Source organism: Serratia sp. CY38905 (assembly GCF_052168875.1).
Classification (GTDB): domain Bacteria; phylum Pseudomonadota; class Gammaproteobacteria; order Enterobacterales; family Enterobacteriaceae; genus Serratia; species Serratia sarumanii.
Window position 1 is genome coordinate 28,148 of record NZ_JBJNLV010000002.1, and the last position, 18,646, is coordinate 46,793.

Below are 18,646 nucleotides of genomic sequence, written 5' to 3' on the forward strand. Positions count from 1 at the left end.
GCTGGAGGAACGATGTTATATCAACTGAGCGTGATATTTGTGCTGGCGGTCGCCTGGGTGCTTATTGCCCGCCGGGCCGCCTTGACGGTGGGATTGGTGGATAAGCCCAATGCGCGCAAGCAACATCTGGGACATATTCCGCTGGTCGGCGGCATCGCCGTATACCTGACGCTGATGCTGATGACGCTGTGGCAACCCGCCTGGCTGCCCGACAGCACCGTCTATCTGCTGTGCATTACGGCGCTGGTGGTGTTGGGCGTGCTGGATGACCGCTTTGATCTGCCCGTGGCGCCGCGCGTCATGGTGCAGGGAGGGATCGCGCTGGCGATGATGCTGGCGGCAGGGATGCAGCTTTCCTCATTGGGCTATGTCTGGGGGCATCAGGAAGTGATGCTCGGCTATGGCGCGTTGCTGCTTACGCCGCTGGCGGTATGGGGAGCGATCAACGCCTACAACATGGTGGATGGCATCGACGGGCAACTGGGCGCTTTGTCCTGCGTTACCTTCGTTGCATTGGCCATTGTGTTCGGATTGGGCGGCCGGGAAGATCTGGCGCTGTGGTGCCTGGGCCTGATCGCTGCGCTGGCGGCTTATCTGCTGTTCAACCTGAGCCTGTTCGGCGCGCGCAACAAGATCTTTATGGGGGACGCCGGCAGCATGGTGATCGGCTTCAGCGTGCTGTGGCTGGTGTTGCTGGCGACTCAGGGGCCGCAGGCGGTAATGCGCCCGGTCACCGCGCTGTGGCTGATCGCCATTCCGCTGATGGACATGGTGACCGTGATGGTGCGCCGCCTGTTGCGCCGCCAAAGCCCCTTCAAAGCGGGCCGCGATCATTTGCACCACATTCTGATGCGTCGCGGGCTCAATGCGCGCCAGGCGCTGGCGATGAGCACCATGCTGGCGGTGACGCTGGCCTGCGTCGGCATTTGCAGCGAAGTGCTGCAGCTGCAGGAAAGCCTGATGCTGGTGGCGTTTCTGTTTTGTTTCTGCGGTTATTTCGCCATGTTGCGCGAACCGCGTCAGGCGACGGTGTTCAGCGATAATCCGACCGTCGGCCGTTAATCCCCTCACGGGCTGCGGCAGCAGCCCGCTTATCACGGTACTTCCATGAATTTTCATTTGCCTCTTTTGATGCCGTTGGCCTTCACCTCCGCGTTGTTGAGCGGGTGTACGGTGGTCCCCGGCTCACATTTACCGACCAGCGGAAAAGCCATCGTCGTGCAGCAGGATGACGATTTCGATTTGAATGACCAGGTGCAGGTTTACCGCATGTCGCCGATGCTGCTGCAGAAAATGCGGCGCGTAGAACCGGTCGCCCGGCCGAATCCGGCGCTGGATCAGCGGTTGCAGAACTATCAATACCGCATCGGCGTCGGCGACGTGTTGAACGTCACCGTCTGGGATCACCCGGAGTTGACCACGCCGGCCGGGCAGTACCGCAGCGCCAGCGATACCGGCAACTGGGTGCATGCGGATGGCACGATCTTTTATCCCTATATCGGACGAGTGGCGGTGGTGGGCAAGACCGTCACCGAAGTGCGCAGCCTGATCGCCGGCCGTCTGGCGCAGTACGTGGAAAGCCCGCAGGTGGACGTCAGCATCGCCGCTTTTCGTTCGCAGAAGGCCTACGTGACCGGCGAAGTGAAAACCTCCGGCCAACAGGCGATCACCAACGTGCCGTTGACCATTCTGGACGCGATCAACGCCGCCGGCGGCCTGACGGACAACGCCGACTGGCGCAACGTGGTGCTGACCCATCAGGGCAAAGAGCGTGCTATTTCGCTGCAGGCGCTGATGCAGCGCGGCGACATCAGCCAGAACGCGCTGCTGCAGCCGGGCGACATCCTCTACATCCCGCGCAATGACGAATTGAAAGTGTTCGTGATGGGCGAGGTGGGCAAGCAAGCGACGCTGAAGATGGATCGCAGCGGCATGACCCTGACCGAAGCCCTCGGATCTTCCGAAGGGATCAGCCAGACGGTGGCGGATGCGACCGGGGTGTTCGTGATCCGGCCGAGCGGCGGTAAAACGCCGCAGCGGCTGGCGACGCTGTATCAGTTCGATCTCTCCGACGCCAGCGCGCTGGCGATGGGCGCTGAATTTCAGCTGCAACCTTACGACGTCGTGTACGTCACTGCGGCGCCGATCGCGCGCTGGAACCGTTTGATCAGCCAGCTGGTGCCGACCATCAGCAGCTTTAACGATCTCAGCGAGGCTACCTTGCGCGTGCGCAACTGGTAACTCCGCAGGGTGAATAAGGAACAGAAGATGAAAAACAATGCGCTGTCCGTGATGGTGGCCGAACAAGATGAAAAGCTGGAGTGGGAGCGGCTGATCGGGCCGCTGTGGGATAACCGTTGGCGGATCGCCGTCGTGACCGGTTTGGCCGGCGTGCTGGGCGTCGCCTACGCCCTGTTGGCCACCCCGGTGTATCAGGCCACGGCGGTGGTGCAGGTGGAGAAGCAGCTGTCCGGCGATTCGCTGCTGCGTGAAACGCTGGACAGCACGATGGGGCAAAGCTCGGCGACGCAGGATGAGGTGACGCTGGCCAAGTCACGCTACGTGCTCGGCAAAACGGTGGACGCCCTCGGCCTGACGGTGCGCGTCAGCCCGGACTATTTCCCGGTGTTCGGCAAAGGCCTTGCCCGGTTGAGCGGTGAAAAGCCGCCGGTGCTGAACATCACCACGCTGACGACGCCGGCGGACATGCAGGGCGAAGCGCTGACGCTGACGGTGCGCGACGGGCAGCATTACGAATTGAGCCATGACGGCGACAAACTGTTCAGCGGCGTGGTCGGGCAGCCGGTGGCGCAGGGCGGTTGGAACATGACCGTCTCGGCGCTGGACGCGGCGCCGGGCGCCAGCTTTACCGTGGTCAAAGTCGCGCGTCAAGAAGCGGTGGACGATCTGCGCAAATACCTGGACGTGGTACCGGGCGGCAAGGACAGCGGCATCATGGCCTTTACGCTGCCGAGCGAAGATCCGCAGAGCGCCGAGGCGATGCTGAAGAACATCACCGACAACTACCTGCAACAGAACGTGGACCGCAAAACGGAAGAGGCGCAGCGCATGCTGGCGTTCCTGCAAGAGCAATTGCCGCAAACGCAAACCTCGTTGAACAATGCCGAAACCCAGCTCAATCAGTTCCGCCAGCAAAACGACTCGGTGGATCTGTCGCTGGAAGCCAAATCGGTGCTGGATACTCAGGTGCAGCTCGAAGCCCAGCTCAATGAGCTGACCTTCAAGGAAGCGGAGATCTCCAAGCTCTATACCCGCGCGCACCCGGCTTACCGGGCGCTGCTTGAAAAGCGCGCCACGCTGGAGGCGGAAAAGGCACGGCTGGGTAAACAGGTGCAGACGCTGCCGAAAATGCAGCAGGAGATCCTGCGCCTCACCCGCGACGTGCAGGTGGATCAGCAGGTTTACATGCAGCTGATGAACAAGCAGCAGGAGCTGAGCATCAGCAAGGCCGGCACGGTGGGCAACGTTCGCATCATCGACGAAGCGGAAACCGCTATCCGGCCGATTAAGCCGCAAAAGATGCTGATCGTCTTGTTGGCGCTGCTGCTGGGGGCGGGAGGCGCCGCCTCGGTGGTGCTGCTGCGCGCGGCTTTCCATCGCGGCATCAATGATATCGATACCCTGGAGAAGCGGGGCATCAACGTCTACGCTACCGTGCCGCTGTCGCCGTGGCAGGTCAAGCGCAACCGCGAGCAGCGCCATTTGCTGCCCAAATCCGGCGGCCGGCGCTTGCCGATCCTGGCGGTGGCCGAACCGACGGATCTGTCGGTGGAAGCGATCCGCAGCCTGCGCACCAGCCTGCATTTCGCCATGATGGAGGCCAAAAACAACATTCTGATGGTCTCCGGCGCCAGCCCGGAAAGCGGCAAGAGCTTTACCAGCACCAACCTGGCGGTGGTGGTGGCGCAGGCCGGGCAGCGGGTGCTGTTGATCGACGCCGATATGCGCAAAGGCTTCCTGCATCGCTGGTTGGCGGATGATGGGCATCAGGGCCTGTCCGACATGCTGGTGGGCAACGTGACGGCGGAACAGGCGGTGCGGAAAACCGCCATCGCCAACCTGGACTTCGTGCCGCGCGGCCAGGTGCCGCCGAACCCGTCCGAACTGCTGATGCATCGCCGTTTCGCCGATTTTCTGCGCTGGGCCGGGCAAAACTACGATCTGGTGCTGATCGACACGCCGCCGATTCTGGCGGTGACGGACGCGGCGATCGTCGGCAATCACGCGGGCACCTCGCTGCTGGTGGTGCGCTTTGAGGTGAATACCGTCAAGCAGATCGAAACCAGCATGCGCCGCTTCGAACAGAATGGGGTGACGATCAAGGGCGTGATCCTCAACGGCATGGTGAAGAAGGCGGCAACCGACATGAGCTATTACAACTTCGCCTACCCAAGCCATCGGGAAGAGCTCCCGCAGGCAGGGGAGTAAGCGGGTGAAGGCCATTATCACCAATGCCCTGTGGCTGATGCTCGAACGCGTTTCGCTCAGCCTGTCCGGCATCTTCGTCTCCATTTACGTTGCGCGCTATCTGGGGCCCGCGCAGTTTGGCGCGCTCAACTATCTGTTGGCGACGATCGCCATCGTGGTGCCACTGGTGCAGTTGGGCGCCGACAGCATCATTTTCAACCGCGTCGCCCGCCGACAGCCGAGCGGCATTCGCCTGATGCTGGCGTCAATACGCCTGCGCCGCCGGCTGTTCCTGGTGGTGGCGCTGCCGATACTGATATGGAGCTATGTCAGCCAAACGCCCGCCAGCCAACTGATGACGCTGTTGCTGCTTGTCAGCGCCTATTTCTCGATTCAGGACGTGTACAAGATTTATTACGATGCCCGCCTGCAGTCGAAACGCAATACGCTGATCAACAACCTGGCGCTGCTGCTGTCGATCGGGCTGCGGCTGGCGCTGGTGAGCGCCGCGCTGCCGCTGGTGTGGTTCGCGGTACCCTACATCATCAGCAGCGCCGTGCCTTACCTGGTGCGCCTCTGGTTATTCCGTGGGGAAGCTGCGGCCTCGCCGCGGGTTACGCCGCGCCAGGCCAGGCGCTACGGCCGTTACTTGCTAAAGGTGGGGCTGCCGTTGGCCATCTCCAGCCTGTCGATAGTGATCTATACCCGCATCGATCAAATCATGCTGGGCAATCTGGTCGGCGAGCAGGCGGTAGGCTGGTTCAGCGCCGCCACCACCCTTAGCCAAGGCTGGGTTTTCGTGCCGATGGCGCTGATCACCTCGTTGATGCCGGGCATTGCCAGCTGCCGCGATCCGTTGGAGCAGGAGTACCGTATCCGGGTGCTTTATCTGGTGGTCCTGGGCCTGTCGTTGCCGGTGTTGCTGGGCCTGTGGTGGTTCGCCCACCCGGCCATTGCGCTGCTGTACGGCGCCGCTTTCCAACCGGCCGCCAGCATCCTGGCTATTTGTACGCTGACCTCGCTGTTTTCGGTCATGGGGACGGTTTCGTACCGCAGCATCGTGCTGTTCGCCGGCTATCGCTTTATCGCCATCAAGATGCCGTTGGTGGCTGTGGCGAACGTGGTGATGAATCTGCTGCTGATCCCGCGCTATGGCCTGATCGGCGCGGCGGTGTCTACGCTGCTGGCGGAATTCATTTCGTTCTTCGTGCTGAACAGTTTATTCCGTGGCGGAAAAATTACCCGACTGCAGCTGACCTGTTTTTACTGCCTGCCGCGTCTTGTCAGCAAATTAAGGAGAGAGCATGTTAAACATCCTGGTTAAAAACATTTCCAAGCGCCTGCCCGATGCCTGGCACCATCAGGTTAAATACGCGCTCTATTTCAAGAAGCTGCCGCACCTGTCAAAACCGACCGGCTTCAGCGAAAAGATCATGCGCCGCAAAATTTACCCGCGCAGCATCTACACCACCTTGTCGGACAAGTTCAAGGTACGTGAATTTATCGCCGGTCTGTGGGGCGAGGAGTACCTGGTGGAGCTGTATGCGCATGGCACTGAACTCAGCTACGACATGTTCAGGCAATTGCCCAACGCCTTTGTGCTGAAGGCCAACCACGGCAGCGGTTATAACCGGTTGGTGTTCGACAAGCGGCAGGTTAGCTACGCGGAGTTGTACGATCTCAGCAACGCGTGGATGCGCAGCAACTTTTATGAGCAGAGTCGCGAAAAGCATTATCTGGATATCGAACCCTGCATCATGGTGGAGCGCATGTTGCTGGATGGCGAACAGGTGCCGAACGATATCAAGTTTCATTGTTTCAACGACAATCATGAAATTCGCATGTTCATCCAGGTGGATTATCAGCGCTTCGGCACCCATCGGCGCGATATTTTTGATATCGACTGGAACCGCACCGAAATCCGTATCAGCTTGCCCAATGCCGACGAACCGATGCCGCGCCCTACGCGGCTGGATGAAATGATACGTTTGGCTCGCCAGACGGCGCAGCAGTTCTCTTATGTGCGCGTGGATTTCTACCAGGTCGGCGAGAAGGTGTATTTCGGTGAGTTGACGTTTACGCCTGGCGCGGGGCTAAGCAAGCTGATGCCGAAAAACATTGAGCAGGAATGGGGCAGTTATTTTACTGAGTAAACGCTTATGCAAAGAGTCGCCTCCAATTTTCAAATGCATGCCAATGCCGGTTATAATCAGTCGCGGGATTTGATCAATCAATCCATCGTATTGACCTTCCTGCTGATGTTTTTCGTGAAAACCTTCCTGACCTCGGGATCGTTCAACAGCGAGCTGATTAATAAAGCCGTGCTGGGGCTGAATGGCCTGATGTTGCTCTATGTCGGCTATGCATTTTTTATCGCTACGCTGGCGGAAAAGGCGGTTGCGGGTTTTTTGGTTCTGCTGTTTCTTATGAATATTGCCACCGGGCATGGTGATTATCTGTTTGGTGCGGTATTCAGCACGGCGGTGATAATTTTATTTCGTCGTATCGAAATGGGGCGTGGCGCTGAAATGTTTGCCATCACCTTTGTGGTGGCAGGGTTGCTGGTGGTTATTCCCTATACCTTTTACACTGATGGGTTTGTTTACCTTGATGAACGTTATGGCAACAGATTAACGCTGGGGTTCGATAACCCGAATACCCTGGCGTATTATTCTTTTGCCTTGTTCGCCACACTGCTGTGCCTGATCGACCATGCGAAATTAACGCGTGGAATGAAAAATATCGCTTCGTTGGCGGTATCGGCGTTAATTCTCCCGGTGCTGATGTATTCCTATTCTCGCACCTGTTTTATGCTGGCGTTGTTGATGCTGCTGCTGTTTTGGCTGGCGCCGCTGCTGCGTGTCGCCCCCAACAGAAAAGTCTGCATCGCGCTGACGTTGGTCATTGTCGGCTTTCAATTCGCCAGCGTTATACGCTGGGGGAGCAATCCGGCATTGGACGTGCTCTTGAACCAGGCGCTGACCGGCCGGATCTGGTTCTCCTGGCAGATGTTTCAGGCGGTGGGGCTACCCAATCCGCTGTTCGGCATGAATATAGAGCCGTATAAGCCAGTCGATTTCTTCTTCATCGCCATGTTTTATTCGGCCGGTGGCATCGCCTCTGTCGTCATGCTTTTTTGTTATTTTCACTTGTTGGGCAATATGCGCAGGCTGAGTCGATTCATGCGCTGGGTGGTGGTGGTTTTCCTGTTAACAACCTTGACGGAAACCTATTTTTTGGTCCCGGTATTTAACGTGTCGTTATTGTTGCTTTGCCGTGGAAAAGAAATAATAAATTCTAAGCTGGAGGGTTAAGAAATGGATTTCTCTATCGTGATCCCTATTTATAATAGTTCGCGCTACCTGCCTAAAACGCTGAAGCGAATTTTCAACGCTTGCCAAGGGTTCGACTATCAGGTGATTTTGGTTGATGATTGCTCTGACGAGGATGACATCAAATCTATCCGCCAGATAGCGGCGACCAATAGCAATGTGATGCTGCATGAGAAAAAACAGAAGAGCAATGCGGCGGTATCGCGCAACTTAGGCACCAAGTTAGCGCAATCGGAGATCGTGTTTTTCCTCGACTCCGATGATTACTTCACGACCAACTATATTATTCGCCGCATGAAGAAACATGAAGATCGCCAGATTGATATTATCTTCGGCAACTATGCAGAGGTGAGCGGCGATTCGGTACGCGACTTCAACTTCCACTACAAATCCGGTTCTTCCGGCGAAGATTTTCTTTTTCTGGAAATGGGCGATATTCGGTCATCCACCATCAGCATGCGTAAAAAAAGCGATCGCCGCTTTTTATTTCCCGAGTTTCTCAATAAGCATCAGGATTGGGGCTTTCTGGTCAACGCCACCAATTTGGGCGCGCAAGTGGCGCATGACGCCGGCGGCGGGGTGTTTCTCGACGTGGGGCGCTACGGGCGCATGACGGCGAAGCTTAATCTGGAGGCCAGCGACCGCTTTATCAATACCTTCCTCAGCCCCAGCGATCGCCATATCAGCGGATTCGCCTGTAAGCATCTGCTGGCCTCGCTGTATTCGGAAAACGCCCAGGCGTTCAATTATTACTCGTCGCGCATCGTGCGGCACAGCCTGAGCGGCAAGTTCAAGATGATCAAATGGTATGGCGATTGTCTGGCGCGGTTGGGGTTGTTCTCGGTTGGCGGCCGGCTGCTGCGCAACGTGCGCCAGGGATTCAGGAGATGACATGCAACCACGCAAGATAATCATCGTTATCGAAAATATGGCGGGCAAGGGCGGTACTGAACGGGTCGCCAGCGGTTTGGCCAATGCGCTGGCGCGTTTGCCGGGTTACGAGGTCGCGGTGTTTTCGCTGTTTGGCGAGCGGAGCTTCTTTCCGCTGGCGAGCGACGTCCGGTTGCGCTGCGGCGGTGGCGATTCGCTGTTCTGGCCGTGGCGGCTGGCGTTCGCGCTGCGGCGTGAACGCGCGGACGTGATCATTACCGTTTCCATGGGGAAACTGTCGGTGGTGATGACGCCTTTCCTGCGTTTGTTCTGTGCCCGCAGCCGGCTGCTGTTGAGTGAGCACGTCAGCTTTCACCAGTATCCGCGCGTATTTAAGTGGCTGAAGTTGCTGGTTTACCGGCTGAGCGATCGCGTGATTTTCCTGACGCGGCAAGATAGCGACGCCATCGCTCGCTGGGTGAGGGCCGGGAAATGTCGGGTGATCGAGAACGTTTCGCCGTTCCGCGCACAGGCGCCAACGCCGGCGCTGCAGCAAAAGGTGGCGCTGGCGGTGGGGCGCTTGAGCAATCAGAAGGGCTTCGATCGTCTGATCGCGCTGTGGCGAGGGGTGGCGGCGCAGGTGCCGGATTGGCGGCTGCTGATTATTGGCGACGGCCCGGAGCGCGATGCGCTGCGGCGGCAGATTGAAGACGCCGGGCTGGCGCGGCAGGTGAGTCTGCTGCCGGCCACCGCCGACGTGGCGGACTATTATCGCCAGGCCAGCCTGTATTTGATGACCTCTCGCTATGAGGGATTGCCGATGGTGCTGATCGAAGCCATGAGTTTCGGCCTGCCGTTGGTGGCCTACGACTGCAAGACCGGCCCGGCCGAGTTGATAGACGATGGCGTCAACGGCTATCTGGTGCCCGATGACGACGCCGCCGCCTTCAGCGAAGGGGTGATCAAACTGATGCTCGATCCGGGTTTGCGCGAGCACTTTTCTGTCGCCGCGTTAGAGAAGTCTCGCCGTTTTTCTCCCGAACGTATTTATCCCCAGTGGCAACAGCTCACCGAGTGAGGACAAAATGGAAAAGATATCCGTAATCATGCCGGCCTACAATGCCGCGAACTCTATCAAAGAGTCGATTCTAGGCGTGCTGAACCAGCGATTTACCGATTATCACCTGTATGTGATCGATGATGCGTCCACCGACGATACTGCCGAGGTGGTGCGGCCGTTTATCCACGATCGCCTCACCTATATACGCAATGAGCATAATCAGGGCGTGGCGGAAACGCGCAACATCGGCATTGAGGCGGCGAACGGCGACTATATCGCCTTCTGCGACAGCGATGACGTATGGCTCCCCAACAAGCTGTCGCGCCAGGCGAGCATTTTGCAAACCCGCCGCTACGACGTGGTGTGTTCCCATTACTACACCTTCGAAGACGACCTGAAATTGATCAAAAACACCCGTGGCGCGGAAGAGCTTATCGGCTATCAGGACATGTTGAAAAGCAACTGGATCGGTAATCTCACCGGCATCTACAACCAAAAGCGCATCGGCAAGGTGTATCAGCAAAAAGTGGGCCATGAGGACTATTTGATGTGGCTGGCGGTGCTGCAGAAGGCGCGTAACGGCCTGGCCTACTGCATTCCTGAACCGCTGGCCTGTTACCGATTGTCTACCCATTCGCTGTCGGGCAACAAAATCCGCGCCGCTGACTGGCAATGGCGGATTTACCGTCAGCATTTGGGGCTGTCTTATCAGAAATCCTGCTATCTGTTCGCCACCTATCTGTTCAATGCCGTGGTGAAAAGGAAATGACCATGAGGGGGATGTATCAGAGGGTGGTTCTGGGCTGTTGCGCCTTGTGGGGCGCTTCGGCTCTGGCGCAGAGCTGCCAACCCAATCTGTTGGCCAACCCCGGCTTTGAGCAGGGGCTCGGCGGCTGGCGAGCGCAGGGCGCGCAGGCCGACGGCGATACGCACAGCGGCAATGGCAGTTTGCGCTATGACAATGCAGATGCCGCGCAGTACCGCACCTTCAACCAGGCGCTGCAGGTTGCGCCCGGACAGACGATCGATTTCGGCGTCTGGCTCAAGACTCGCGGCGTACGCGGGCAAAGCCGCGACGGCGGCGCCGGGGTTTATCTGCAGAGCTTTGATGCGCAGGGGCGCTTTCTGGAGGGCAGCTATCCGGCTGGGGTGACCGGCGACAGCGGCTGGCGGCAGGTGAACGCCAGCTATACCGTGCCGCCGCAGGCGGCGCGAATCACGTTTGGCGTTTATCTGCGCAAGGGGAGCACCGGTACCGCCTGGTTTGACGACGCCTATGCGTGTGCTCGAGCGTCTATGCCGGCGTTGTATCAGCTCGGCGCGTCGGCGCAGGGGAAGGTCGACACGCTGGTCGTCACTTCGCAGCCGCAGCATTTGCAGGTCGACAGCGAATTGCTCAATGCCGAGGGGCAGGTTGTTCACCGTAGCCGTGACCGTTATCAGGTTGAAGGGCAGCGCCGTATCGAATACCAACCGCCGACCGGCCTGGCCCAGGGCGAATACCGCCTGCGTCAGCAGGTCACCGGGCAGCAATCCCGGCCGGCACCGGACAGCGAGCTGTCTTTTCGCGTCGGGCAGCCTGCGGCCAAAGTGGCGATCGACAGCGAAGGCTTTACCCTGCGCGACGGTCAACGGCTTTTCCCGTTGGGTATTTACGCCAACGTGGCGACCGATGAGCATTTGGCGCGCATCGCATCGGCGGGATTCAACACGGTGCTGAATTATGATTATGGGGAGAAGAAAGACCCTTACGCCTTTTTCCGCAACGCACGCCAGCGCGGGCTGCTGGTCATTTACTCCGTCAAAGATCAGTACCGCGGCAGCCGTTTCGCTCCGGCCGTGCGCGGCGGCGATTATGCGGCGATGACGGCCTGGTACGTGCAGCGCTTGCGCTCTCAGCCCAACCTGCTCGCCTGGTACATCAACGATGAGCTGGGGCCGGAATATCTCGATAAGATCGAGGAAAAAAACCTGCAAATAAAGCGGCTTGACGGCGATCATCCTACCTTCCAGGTGTTGAACAAAACCGGGGAGTTGGACGCTCACTTCAACAGCAGCGACATTTTGGCGACCGACCCTTACCCGGTGGGGAACGATCGCGATCTGACGCGCACCACGCGTTATACCGAACTGACGGTGCAGGCCGCCCGCCAGGCGCGCGGGGCCTGGGTGGTGATGCAAATCATGGATCATGCCGCTTATGACGCCCGCCGCAAGCCACATCCGCCGTCAGAGGCGGAAATCCGCAATCAGGCCTGGCAGGCGCTGATCGGCGGCGCCAAGGGGCTGTTGTTTTATTCTTATACCGATCTGTTTTACAAGCGCAAAACCGGCCGCTTCGACCAACGGGAGTTTGACGCCACCTGGCGCGTTGTGGCCGCCGTGTCGCAGCAAATCGCCGCCTTCACCCCTTATCTGCTGACGGGAAAATCGACGCCGCTGGCGGGAAGCAACCCTCAAATGCCGGCGCGGATGTTTGTTCTGGGCGATCGCGCCTTGCTGCTGGTAGCCAACCCTTACTATCGAGAGGAAAGCACCCGATTGCGCCTTCCGGCGGGCTGGCGGCAGCGGGAAGGGGGGGCGGAGATCCAGCTGGCGTTGCCCGCCGTGGGCACCGCGACGCTGTGGCTCCAACGCTGAAAGCGTCGAGTTAGCGTTACGCGGGAGGTTTCTCCCGCGTCCTACCCCCAAATACCCCATCTTGCCTCCCGCCCGTCAGCCTCTGTCTTCCACTCCTGATTTATTCATTTAAATTCAACATATTAATCTCGTTTATCGCACCTATACTTTGGTGGTATTTCTCACCCGGTGCGTGTATCGCCTCCCGCTTTCTCTTGATCGCAATCAATTTGCCGCCGATTGGCCGTCAGTAGGCTGGCGGCAGATTGAGCATGTCTTCTTATAACGACAAGAGCCTTCAGGAGCATTCCGGATGAGCAAATTTTTAGACCGTTTCCGCTATTTCAAGCAGTTGGCGGAGCCTTTTTCTGGCGATCACGGCCAGACCTTGAACACCAACCGCGACTGGGAAGACGGCTACCGCAGCCGTTGGCAGCACGACAAAGTGGTGCGTTCCACCCACGGCGTGAACTGCACCGGTTCCTGCAGTTGGAAGATCTACGTGAAGAATGGCCTGGTGACCTGGGAAACCCAGCAAACCGACTACCCGCGCACCCGCCCCGATCTGCCCAACCATGAACCGCGCGGCTGCCCGCGCGGCGCCAGCTACTCCTGGTACCTGTACAGCGCCAACCGGCTGAAATACCCGCTGATGCGCAAGCGTCTGCTCAAGCTGTGGCGCGAGGCGAAAGCGCAGCACAGCGATCCGGTCGCGGCCTGGGGCTCTATCGTCGGCGATGCGGAAAAAGCCAAAAGCTACAAGGTGGCGCGCGGCCGCGGCGGTTTCGTCCGCTCCAGCTGGCAGGAGGTCAATGAACTGATCGCCGCCGCCAACGTCTATACCGCCAAAACCTTCGGCCCGGACCGTATCATCGGCTTCTCGCCAATCCCGGCGATGTCGATGGTGTCCTACGCCGCCGGCGCCCGCTACCTGTCGCTGATCGGCGGCGCCTGCCTGAGCTTCTACGACTGGTATTGCGATCTGCCGCCGGCCTCGCCGATGACCTGGGGCGAGCAGACCGACGTGCCGGAATCCGCCGACTGGTACAACTCCTCCTACATTATCGCCTGGGGCTCCAACGTGCCGCAGACGCGCACCCCGGACGCCCACTTCTTTACCGAAGTGCGTTACAAGGGCACCAAAACCGTGGCGGTGACGCCGGACTATGCCGAAGTCGCCAAGCTGTGCGACCACTGGCTGAATCCGAAGCAGGGCACCGACAGCGCGATGGCGCTGGCGATGGGCCACGTAATGCTGAAAGAGTTCCATCTCGATCGCGAAGTCGGCTACTTCCGCGACTACGTGCGCCGCTATACCGACATGCCGATGCTGGTGCTGCTGGAAGCGCGTGAAGGCGGCCATTACGCCGCTGGCCGCCTGCTGCGCGCCGCCGATCTGGTGGACGGGCTGGGCCAGGAAAACAACCCCGAGTGGAAAACCGTCGCTATCGACAGCCGCAGCGGCGATCTGGTGGCGCCGCAGGGCTCCATCGGCTTCCGCTGGGGCGAGAAGGGCAAGTGGAACCTGGAACAGCGCGAGGGCAAGTCGCAACAGGAAGTCGAGCTGCAGCTCAGCCTGTTGGGCATGCATGACGACGTTGCCGAGGTGGGCTTCCCGTACTTCGGCGGCGCCGACAGCGAGCATTTCAACAGCGTGGCGCTGGACGAGATCCTGCTGCACAAACTGCCGGTGAAACGCCTGCAGCTGGCGGACGGCAGCGAAGCGCTGGTGACCAGCGTGTACGACCTGACGCTTGCCAACTACGGCCTCGAGCGCGGGTTGGGTGACGCCAACTGCGCCGCCGACTATGACGAGGTCAAGGCCTACAGCCCGGCCTGGGCCGAACAGATCACCGGCGTGTCGCGCCACAACATCATCCGCATTGCCCGCGAGTTCGCGGAAAACGCCGAAAAGACCCACGGCCGTTCGATGATCATCGTCGGCGCCGGCGTCAACCACTGGTATCACATGGACATGACCTACCGCGGCCTGATCAATATGCTGATCTTCTGCGGTTGCGTCGGCCAGAGCGGCGGCGGTTGGGCGCACTACGTCGGCCAGGAAAAACTGCGGCCGCAAACCGGCTGGCTGCCGCTGGCGTTCGGCCTCGACTGGCAGCGTCCGCCGCGCCACATGAACAGCACCTCGTTCTTCTACAACCATTCCAGCCAATGGCGCTATGAAACCGTCGGCACCGACGAGCTGCTGTCGCCGCTGGCGGACAAATCGCGCTTCGGCGGCAGCCTGATCGACTTCAACGTGCGCGCCGAGCGCATGGGCTGGCTGCCGTCGGCGCCGCAGCTGAGCACCAACCCGCTGCGCCTGGCGGAGCAGGCCCGCGCGGCCGGTCAGTCGCCGGTCGAGTTCACCGTCGACAGCCTGAAAAATGGCTCGCTGGGCTTCGCCGTCGAGCAGCCGGACAATCCGCAGAACTTCCCGCGCAACCTGTTCGTCTGGCGCTCCAACCTGTTGGGCTCCTCCGGCAAGGGCCATGAGTACATGCTCAAATACCTGTTGGGCACCGAAAACGGCATTCAGGGGAAAGATCTCGGCCAGCAGGGCGGCGTGATGCCGCAGGAAGTGGAATGGCGCGAGCAGGGCGGCGAAGGCAAGCTGGATCTGGTGGTGACGCTCGATTTCCGCATGTCGAGCACCTGCCTGTACTCCGACGTGGTGTTGCCGACCGCCACCTGGTATGAAAAAGACGACATGAACACCTCCGACATGCACCCGTTCATCCATCCGCTGTCGGCGGCGGTCGATCCGGCCTGGGATTCGAAGAGCGACTGGGAGATCTACAAGGGCATCGCCAAGGCCTTCTCCGAGGTGTGCGTTGGCCATCTGGGCCAGGAAACCGACGTGGTGACCCTGCCTATCCAGCACGATTCCGCCGCCGAACTGGCGCAGCCTTACGGCGTGCAGGACTGGAAGAAAGGCGAATGCGATCTGATCCCCGGCAAAACTGCGCCGCACATCATCGCGGTGGAACGCGATTACCCGGCCACCTACGAGCGCTTCACCTCGCTGGGGCCGCTGCTGGACAAACTGGGCAACGGCGGCAAGGGCATCAGCTGGAACACCCAAACCGAGGTCGACTTCCTCAAGCAGCTTAACTACGTCAAGGCCGACGGCCCGGCGGCGGGGCGGCCGAAGATCGAGAGCGCGATAGACGCGGCGGAAGTGATCCTGTCGCTGGCGCCGGAAACCAACGGCCAGGTGGCGGTAAAAGCCTGGGAGGCTCTGAGCAACGTCACCGGCCGCGATCACCGCCATCTGGCGCTGAACAAGGAAGACGAGAAAATTCGCTTCCGCGACATTCAGGCGCAGCCGCGCAAAATCATCTCCAGCCCGACCTGGTCCGGTCTGGAAGACGAACACGTTTCCTACAACGCCTGCTACACCAACGTGCACGAGCTGATCCCGTGGCGCACCCTCAGCGGCCGTCAACAGCTGTATCAGGATCACGAGTGGATGCGTGCCTTCGGTGAAAGCCTGCTGGTATACCGGCCGCCGATCGACACCCGCGCCGCGCAGCCGTTGCTCAACAGCAAACCGAACGGCAACAAGGAGAAGGCGCTGAACTTCCTGACGCCGCACCAGAAGTGGGGCATTCACTCCACCTACAGCGACAACCTGTTGATGCTGACGCTGTCGCGCGGCGGCCCGATCGTCTGGCTGAGCGAAGACGACGCCAAAGATCTGGGCATCGCGGACAACGACTGGATCGAGGCCTTTAACGCCAACGGCGCGCTGACGGCGCGCGCGGTGGTCAGCCAGCGTATCCCGGCCGGCATGACCATGATGTACCACGCGCAGGAGCGCATCGTGAACCTGCCGGGCTCGGAGATCACCAGCCAGCGTGGCGGCATCCACAACTCGGTGACCCGCGCCTGTCCGAAGCCGACCCACATGATCGGCGGCTATGCGCAGCTGGCCTACGGCTTCAACTACTACGGCACCGTCGGCTCCAACCGCGACGAGTTCGTGGTGGTGCGCAAGATGAACCGCATTGATTGGTTGGATGACGAAGGCAACGACTACGCGCAGGGCAGTCAGCAGGAGAACAGCAAATGAAAATTCGTTCGCAAGTCGGCATGGTGCTGAATCTGGACAAGTGCATCGGTTGCCACACCTGTTCGGTCACCTGCAAAAACGTCTGGACCAGCCGTGAAGGTATGGAATACGCCTGGTTCAATAACGTGGAAAGCAAGCCCGGCGTCGGGTATCCGCACGCCTGGGAAGATCAGGAAAAATGGAAGGGCGGCTGGATCCGTAAAATCAACGGCAAGCTGGAGCCGCGCATGGGCAACCGCGTCGGCGTGCTGGCGAAAATCTTCGCCAACCCGGACGTGCCGGCGCTGGACGACTACTACGAGCCGTTCGATTACGACTACCAGCATCTGCACACCGCCAAACAGGGCAAGCACCAGCCGGTGGCCCGCCCGCGCTCGCTGATCACCGGCCAGCGCATGAACAAGATCGAAAGCGGCCCGAACTGGGAGGAGATCCTCGGCGGGGAGTTCGAAAAACGCTCGCAGGACAAGAATTTCGTTAACCTGCAGAAGGCGATGTACGGCCAGTTCGAAAACACCTTCATGATGTACCTGCCGCGCCTGTGCGAGCACTGCCTCAACCCGGCCTGCGTCGCCACCTGCCCGAGCGGGGCGATCTACAAGCGCGGCGAAGACGGTATTGTGCTGATCGACCAGGACAAGTGCCGCGGCTGGCGCATGTGCCTGACCGGCTGTCCGTACAAGAAAATCTACTTCAACTGGAAGAGCGGCAAGTCCGAGAAGTGCATCTTCTGCTACCCGCGCATCGAAGCCGGGCAGCCGACGGTCTGTTCGGAGACCTGCGTGGGCCGCATTCGCTACCTCGGCGTGCTGCTGTACGATGCCGACCGCATCGAGCAGGCGGCGGCGGTGGAGAACGACAAGGATCTGTATCAGAGCCAGCTCGACATCTTCCTCGATCCGCATGACCCGAAGGTGATTGCTCAGGCGCTGGCGGACGGCGTGCCGCAGGGGGTCATTGAAGCTGCCCAGCAGTCGCCGGTGTACAAAATGGCGATGGACTGGAAGCTGGCGCTGCCGCTGCACCCGGAATACCGCACTCTGCCGATGGTCTGGTACGTGCCGCCGTTGTCGCCGATTCAGTCCGCCGCCGACGCCGGCGAGCTGGCGCACAGCGGCGTGCTGCCGGACGTCGAGAGCCTGCGCATTCCGGTGCAGTATCTGGCGAACCTGCTGACCGCCGGCGATACCGAGCCGGTGCTGCTGGCCCTGAAACGCATGCTGGCGATGCGCCACTACAAGCGGGCGGAAACCGTCGACGGCGTGGTGGACACCAGCGCGCTGGAGCAGGTCGGGTTGAGCGAAGCGCAGGCGCAGGAGATGTATCGCTACCTGGCGATCGCCAACTATGAAGATCGCTTCGTGGTGCCGTCGAGCCACCGCGAGCTGGCGCGCGAAGCCTTCCCGGAAAGCAAAGGCTGCGGTTTCAGCTTCGGCGACGGCTGCCACGGCAGCGATGGCAAGTTCAACCTGTTCAACAGCCGCCGCATCGACGCCATCGACGTGACCGCGAAAACCGCGCGGCCGGAGGACGCCTCATGATCAGCCTGAAAGTGATCGCCCGCCTGCTGGATTACCCGGAGCAGGTCCTGTTTGACCATCAGCAAGCGCTGATTGAGGCGCTGGAGCCGGCCAGCGAGCTGGATCTGCACCACAGCGCGCAGCTGATTCTGTTTATCCGCCGCCTGTGCGCCCGCCCGCTGCTGGACGCGCAGGCCGACTATTGCGAGCTGTTCGATCGCGGCCGCGCCACCTCGCTGCTGCTGTTTGAGCACGTGCACGGCGAGTCGCGCGATCGCGGCCAGGCGATGGTCGATCTGATGGCGCAGTACCGTGCCGCCGGGCTGGAGATCGACAGCCGCGAGCTGCCGGATTTCCTGCCGCTGTACCTGGAGTATCTGGCCAGCCGCAGCGCGGCGCAGGCGCGGGAAGGGCTGCAGGACATCGCGCCGATCCTGGCGCTGCTGGGCGCGCGCCTGCAACAGCGCGAAAGCCCGTATGCGGTGCTGTTCGATCTGCTGCTATTGCTGTCCGGCAGCGAGGTGCAGGCCCAGACGCTGGAAACCCAGGTGGCGCAAGAGGCGCGTGACGATACGCCGCAGGCGCTGAATGCGGTGTGGGAAGAGGAGCAGGTCAAGTTTCTCGGCGAACAGGGCTGCGCCTCCGCCCAGCAGACGGCGCACCAGCGGCGCTTCGCCGGCGCGGTAGCGCCACAGTATCTGGATCTGACGGATGCGTTAACCGGAACCAAAGGACGCTAATC

The 18,646-nt window shown here is 60.3% G+C and carries 13 protein-coding genes; all 13 read left to right on the top strand.

The features are described 5' to 3' along the window. Window positions 1–12: 12 nt before the first annotated feature. Window positions 13–1,062, top strand: coding sequence for a UDP-N-acetylglucosamine--undecaprenyl-phosphate N-acetylglucosaminephosphotransferase (gene wecA / locus ACJ8MK_RS06840; protein WP_033647732.1), 1,050 nt, complete (start codon window positions 13–15; stop codon window positions 1,060–1,062). Between the two features lie 45 nt (window positions 1,063–1,107). Then, window positions 1,108–2,241, top strand: a complete 1,134-nt coding sequence (locus ACJ8MK_RS06845) for a polysaccharide export protein (RefSeq protein ID WP_033647730.1) — start codon at window positions 1,108–1,110, stop codon at window positions 2,239–2,241. A 27-nt stretch (window positions 2,242–2,268) separates the two neighbouring features. Then, window positions 2,269–4,449 carry a polysaccharide biosynthesis tyrosine autokinase gene (locus tag ACJ8MK_RS06850; RefSeq protein ID WP_033634933.1) on the top strand — a complete coding sequence of 727 codons (2,181 nt, stop codon included), beginning with the start codon at window positions 2,269–2,271 and terminating at the stop codon, window positions 4,447–4,449. Between the two features lie 4 nt (window positions 4,450–4,453). Continuing rightward, window positions 4,454–5,752, top strand: coding sequence for a flippase (locus ACJ8MK_RS06855; RefSeq protein ID WP_442517612.1), 1,299 nt, complete (start codon window positions 4,454–4,456; stop codon window positions 5,750–5,752). Next, window positions 5,733–6,581, top strand: coding sequence for an ATP-grasp fold amidoligase family protein (locus tag ACJ8MK_RS06860; RefSeq protein ID WP_033634931.1), 849 nt, complete (start codon window positions 5,733–5,735; stop codon window positions 6,579–6,581). The genes ACJ8MK_RS06855 and ACJ8MK_RS06860 overlap by 20 nt, the downstream gene beginning before the upstream one ends. A gap of 6 nt (window positions 6,582–6,587) precedes the next feature. Further along, window positions 6,588–7,742 (top strand): hypothetical protein, encoded by a 1,155-nt coding sequence (locus ACJ8MK_RS06865; RefSeq protein ID WP_060427407.1) that lies wholly within the window; start codon window positions 6,588–6,590, stop codon window positions 7,740–7,742. Between the two features lie 3 nt (window positions 7,743–7,745). After that, window positions 7,746–8,651: a glycosyltransferase family 2 protein gene (locus ACJ8MK_RS06870; RefSeq protein ID WP_033647723.1), complete on the top strand. Its 906-nt coding sequence runs from the start codon at window positions 7,746–7,748 to the stop codon at window positions 8,649–8,651. Window position 8,652: 1 nt separating this feature from the next. Further along, entirely contained in the window at window positions 8,653–9,708 is a 1,056-nt protein-coding gene (locus tag ACJ8MK_RS06875) for a glycosyltransferase family 4 protein (RefSeq protein ID WP_442517613.1), read from the top strand. Between the two features lie 7 nt (window positions 9,709–9,715). Further along, entirely contained in the window at window positions 9,716–10,459 is a 744-nt protein-coding gene (locus tag ACJ8MK_RS06880) for a glycosyltransferase family 2 protein (protein ID WP_033634927.1), read from the top strand. Between the two features lie 11 nt (window positions 10,460–10,470). After that, window positions 10,471–12,330, top strand: a complete 1,860-nt coding sequence (locus ACJ8MK_RS06885) for a carbohydrate-binding protein CenC (RefSeq protein WP_442517688.1) — start codon at window positions 10,471–10,473, stop codon at window positions 12,328–12,330. Window positions 12,331–12,622: 292 nt separating this feature from the next. Further along, a complete protein-coding gene (locus tag ACJ8MK_RS06890) occupies window positions 12,623–16,384 on the top strand; it encodes a nitrate reductase subunit alpha (RefSeq protein WP_442517614.1) in 3,762 nt (1,253 codons plus the stop codon). Then, window positions 16,381–17,925, top strand: coding sequence for a nitrate reductase subunit beta (gene narH / locus ACJ8MK_RS06895; protein ID WP_060421453.1), 1,545 nt, complete (start codon window positions 16,381–16,383; stop codon window positions 17,923–17,925). Before ACJ8MK_RS06890 ends, narH begins: the two co-directional genes overlap by 4 nt. Continuing rightward, window positions 17,922–18,644 (top strand): nitrate reductase molybdenum cofactor assembly chaperone, encoded by a 723-nt coding sequence (narJ, locus tag ACJ8MK_RS06900; protein ID WP_442517615.1) that lies wholly within the window; start codon window positions 17,922–17,924, stop codon window positions 18,642–18,644. Before narH ends, narJ begins: the two co-directional genes overlap by 4 nt. Window positions 18,645–18,646: the final 2 nt, after the last annotated feature.

Bases quoted from the DNA above. Each gene is read 5' to 3' on its own strand.
- ACJ8MK_RS06890 (WP_442517614.1), top strand. From the start codon at position 12,623: ATGAGCAAATTTTTAGACCGTTTCCGCTATTTCAAGCAGTTGGCGGAG.
- ACJ8MK_RS06870 (WP_033647723.1), top strand. From the start codon at position 7,746: ATGGATTTCTCTATCGTGATCCCTATTTATAATAGTTCGCGCTACCTG.
- wecA (WP_033647732.1), top strand. From the start codon at position 13: ATGTTATATCAACTGAGCGTGATATTTGTGCTGGCGGTCGCCTGGGTG.
- ACJ8MK_RS06885 (WP_442517688.1), top strand. From the start codon at position 10,471: ATGTATCAGAGGGTGGTTCTGGGCTGTTGCGCCTTGTGGGGCGCTTCG.
- ACJ8MK_RS06850 (WP_033634933.1), top strand. From the start codon at position 2,269: ATGAAAAACAATGCGCTGTCCGTGATGGTGGCCGAACAAGATGAAAAG.
- ACJ8MK_RS06860 (WP_033634931.1), top strand. From the start codon at position 5,733: ATGTTAAACATCCTGGTTAAAAACATTTCCAAGCGCCTGCCCGATGCC.
- ACJ8MK_RS06865 (WP_060427407.1), top strand. From the start codon at position 6,588: ATGCAAAGAGTCGCCTCCAATTTTCAAATGCATGCCAATGCCGGTTAT.
- ACJ8MK_RS06875 (WP_442517613.1), top strand. From the start codon at position 8,653: ATGCAACCACGCAAGATAATCATCGTTATCGAAAATATGGCGGGCAAG.
- ACJ8MK_RS06845 (WP_033647730.1), top strand. From the start codon at position 1,108: ATGAATTTTCATTTGCCTCTTTTGATGCCGTTGGCCTTCACCTCCGCG.
- narJ (WP_442517615.1), top strand. From the start codon at position 17,922: ATGATCAGCCTGAAAGTGATCGCCCGCCTGCTGGATTACCCGGAGCAG.
- ACJ8MK_RS06880 (WP_033634927.1), top strand. From the start codon at position 9,716: ATGGAAAAGATATCCGTAATCATGCCGGCCTACAATGCCGCGAACTCT.
- narH (WP_060421453.1), top strand. From the start codon at position 16,381: ATGAAAATTCGTTCGCAAGTCGGCATGGTGCTGAATCTGGACAAGTGC.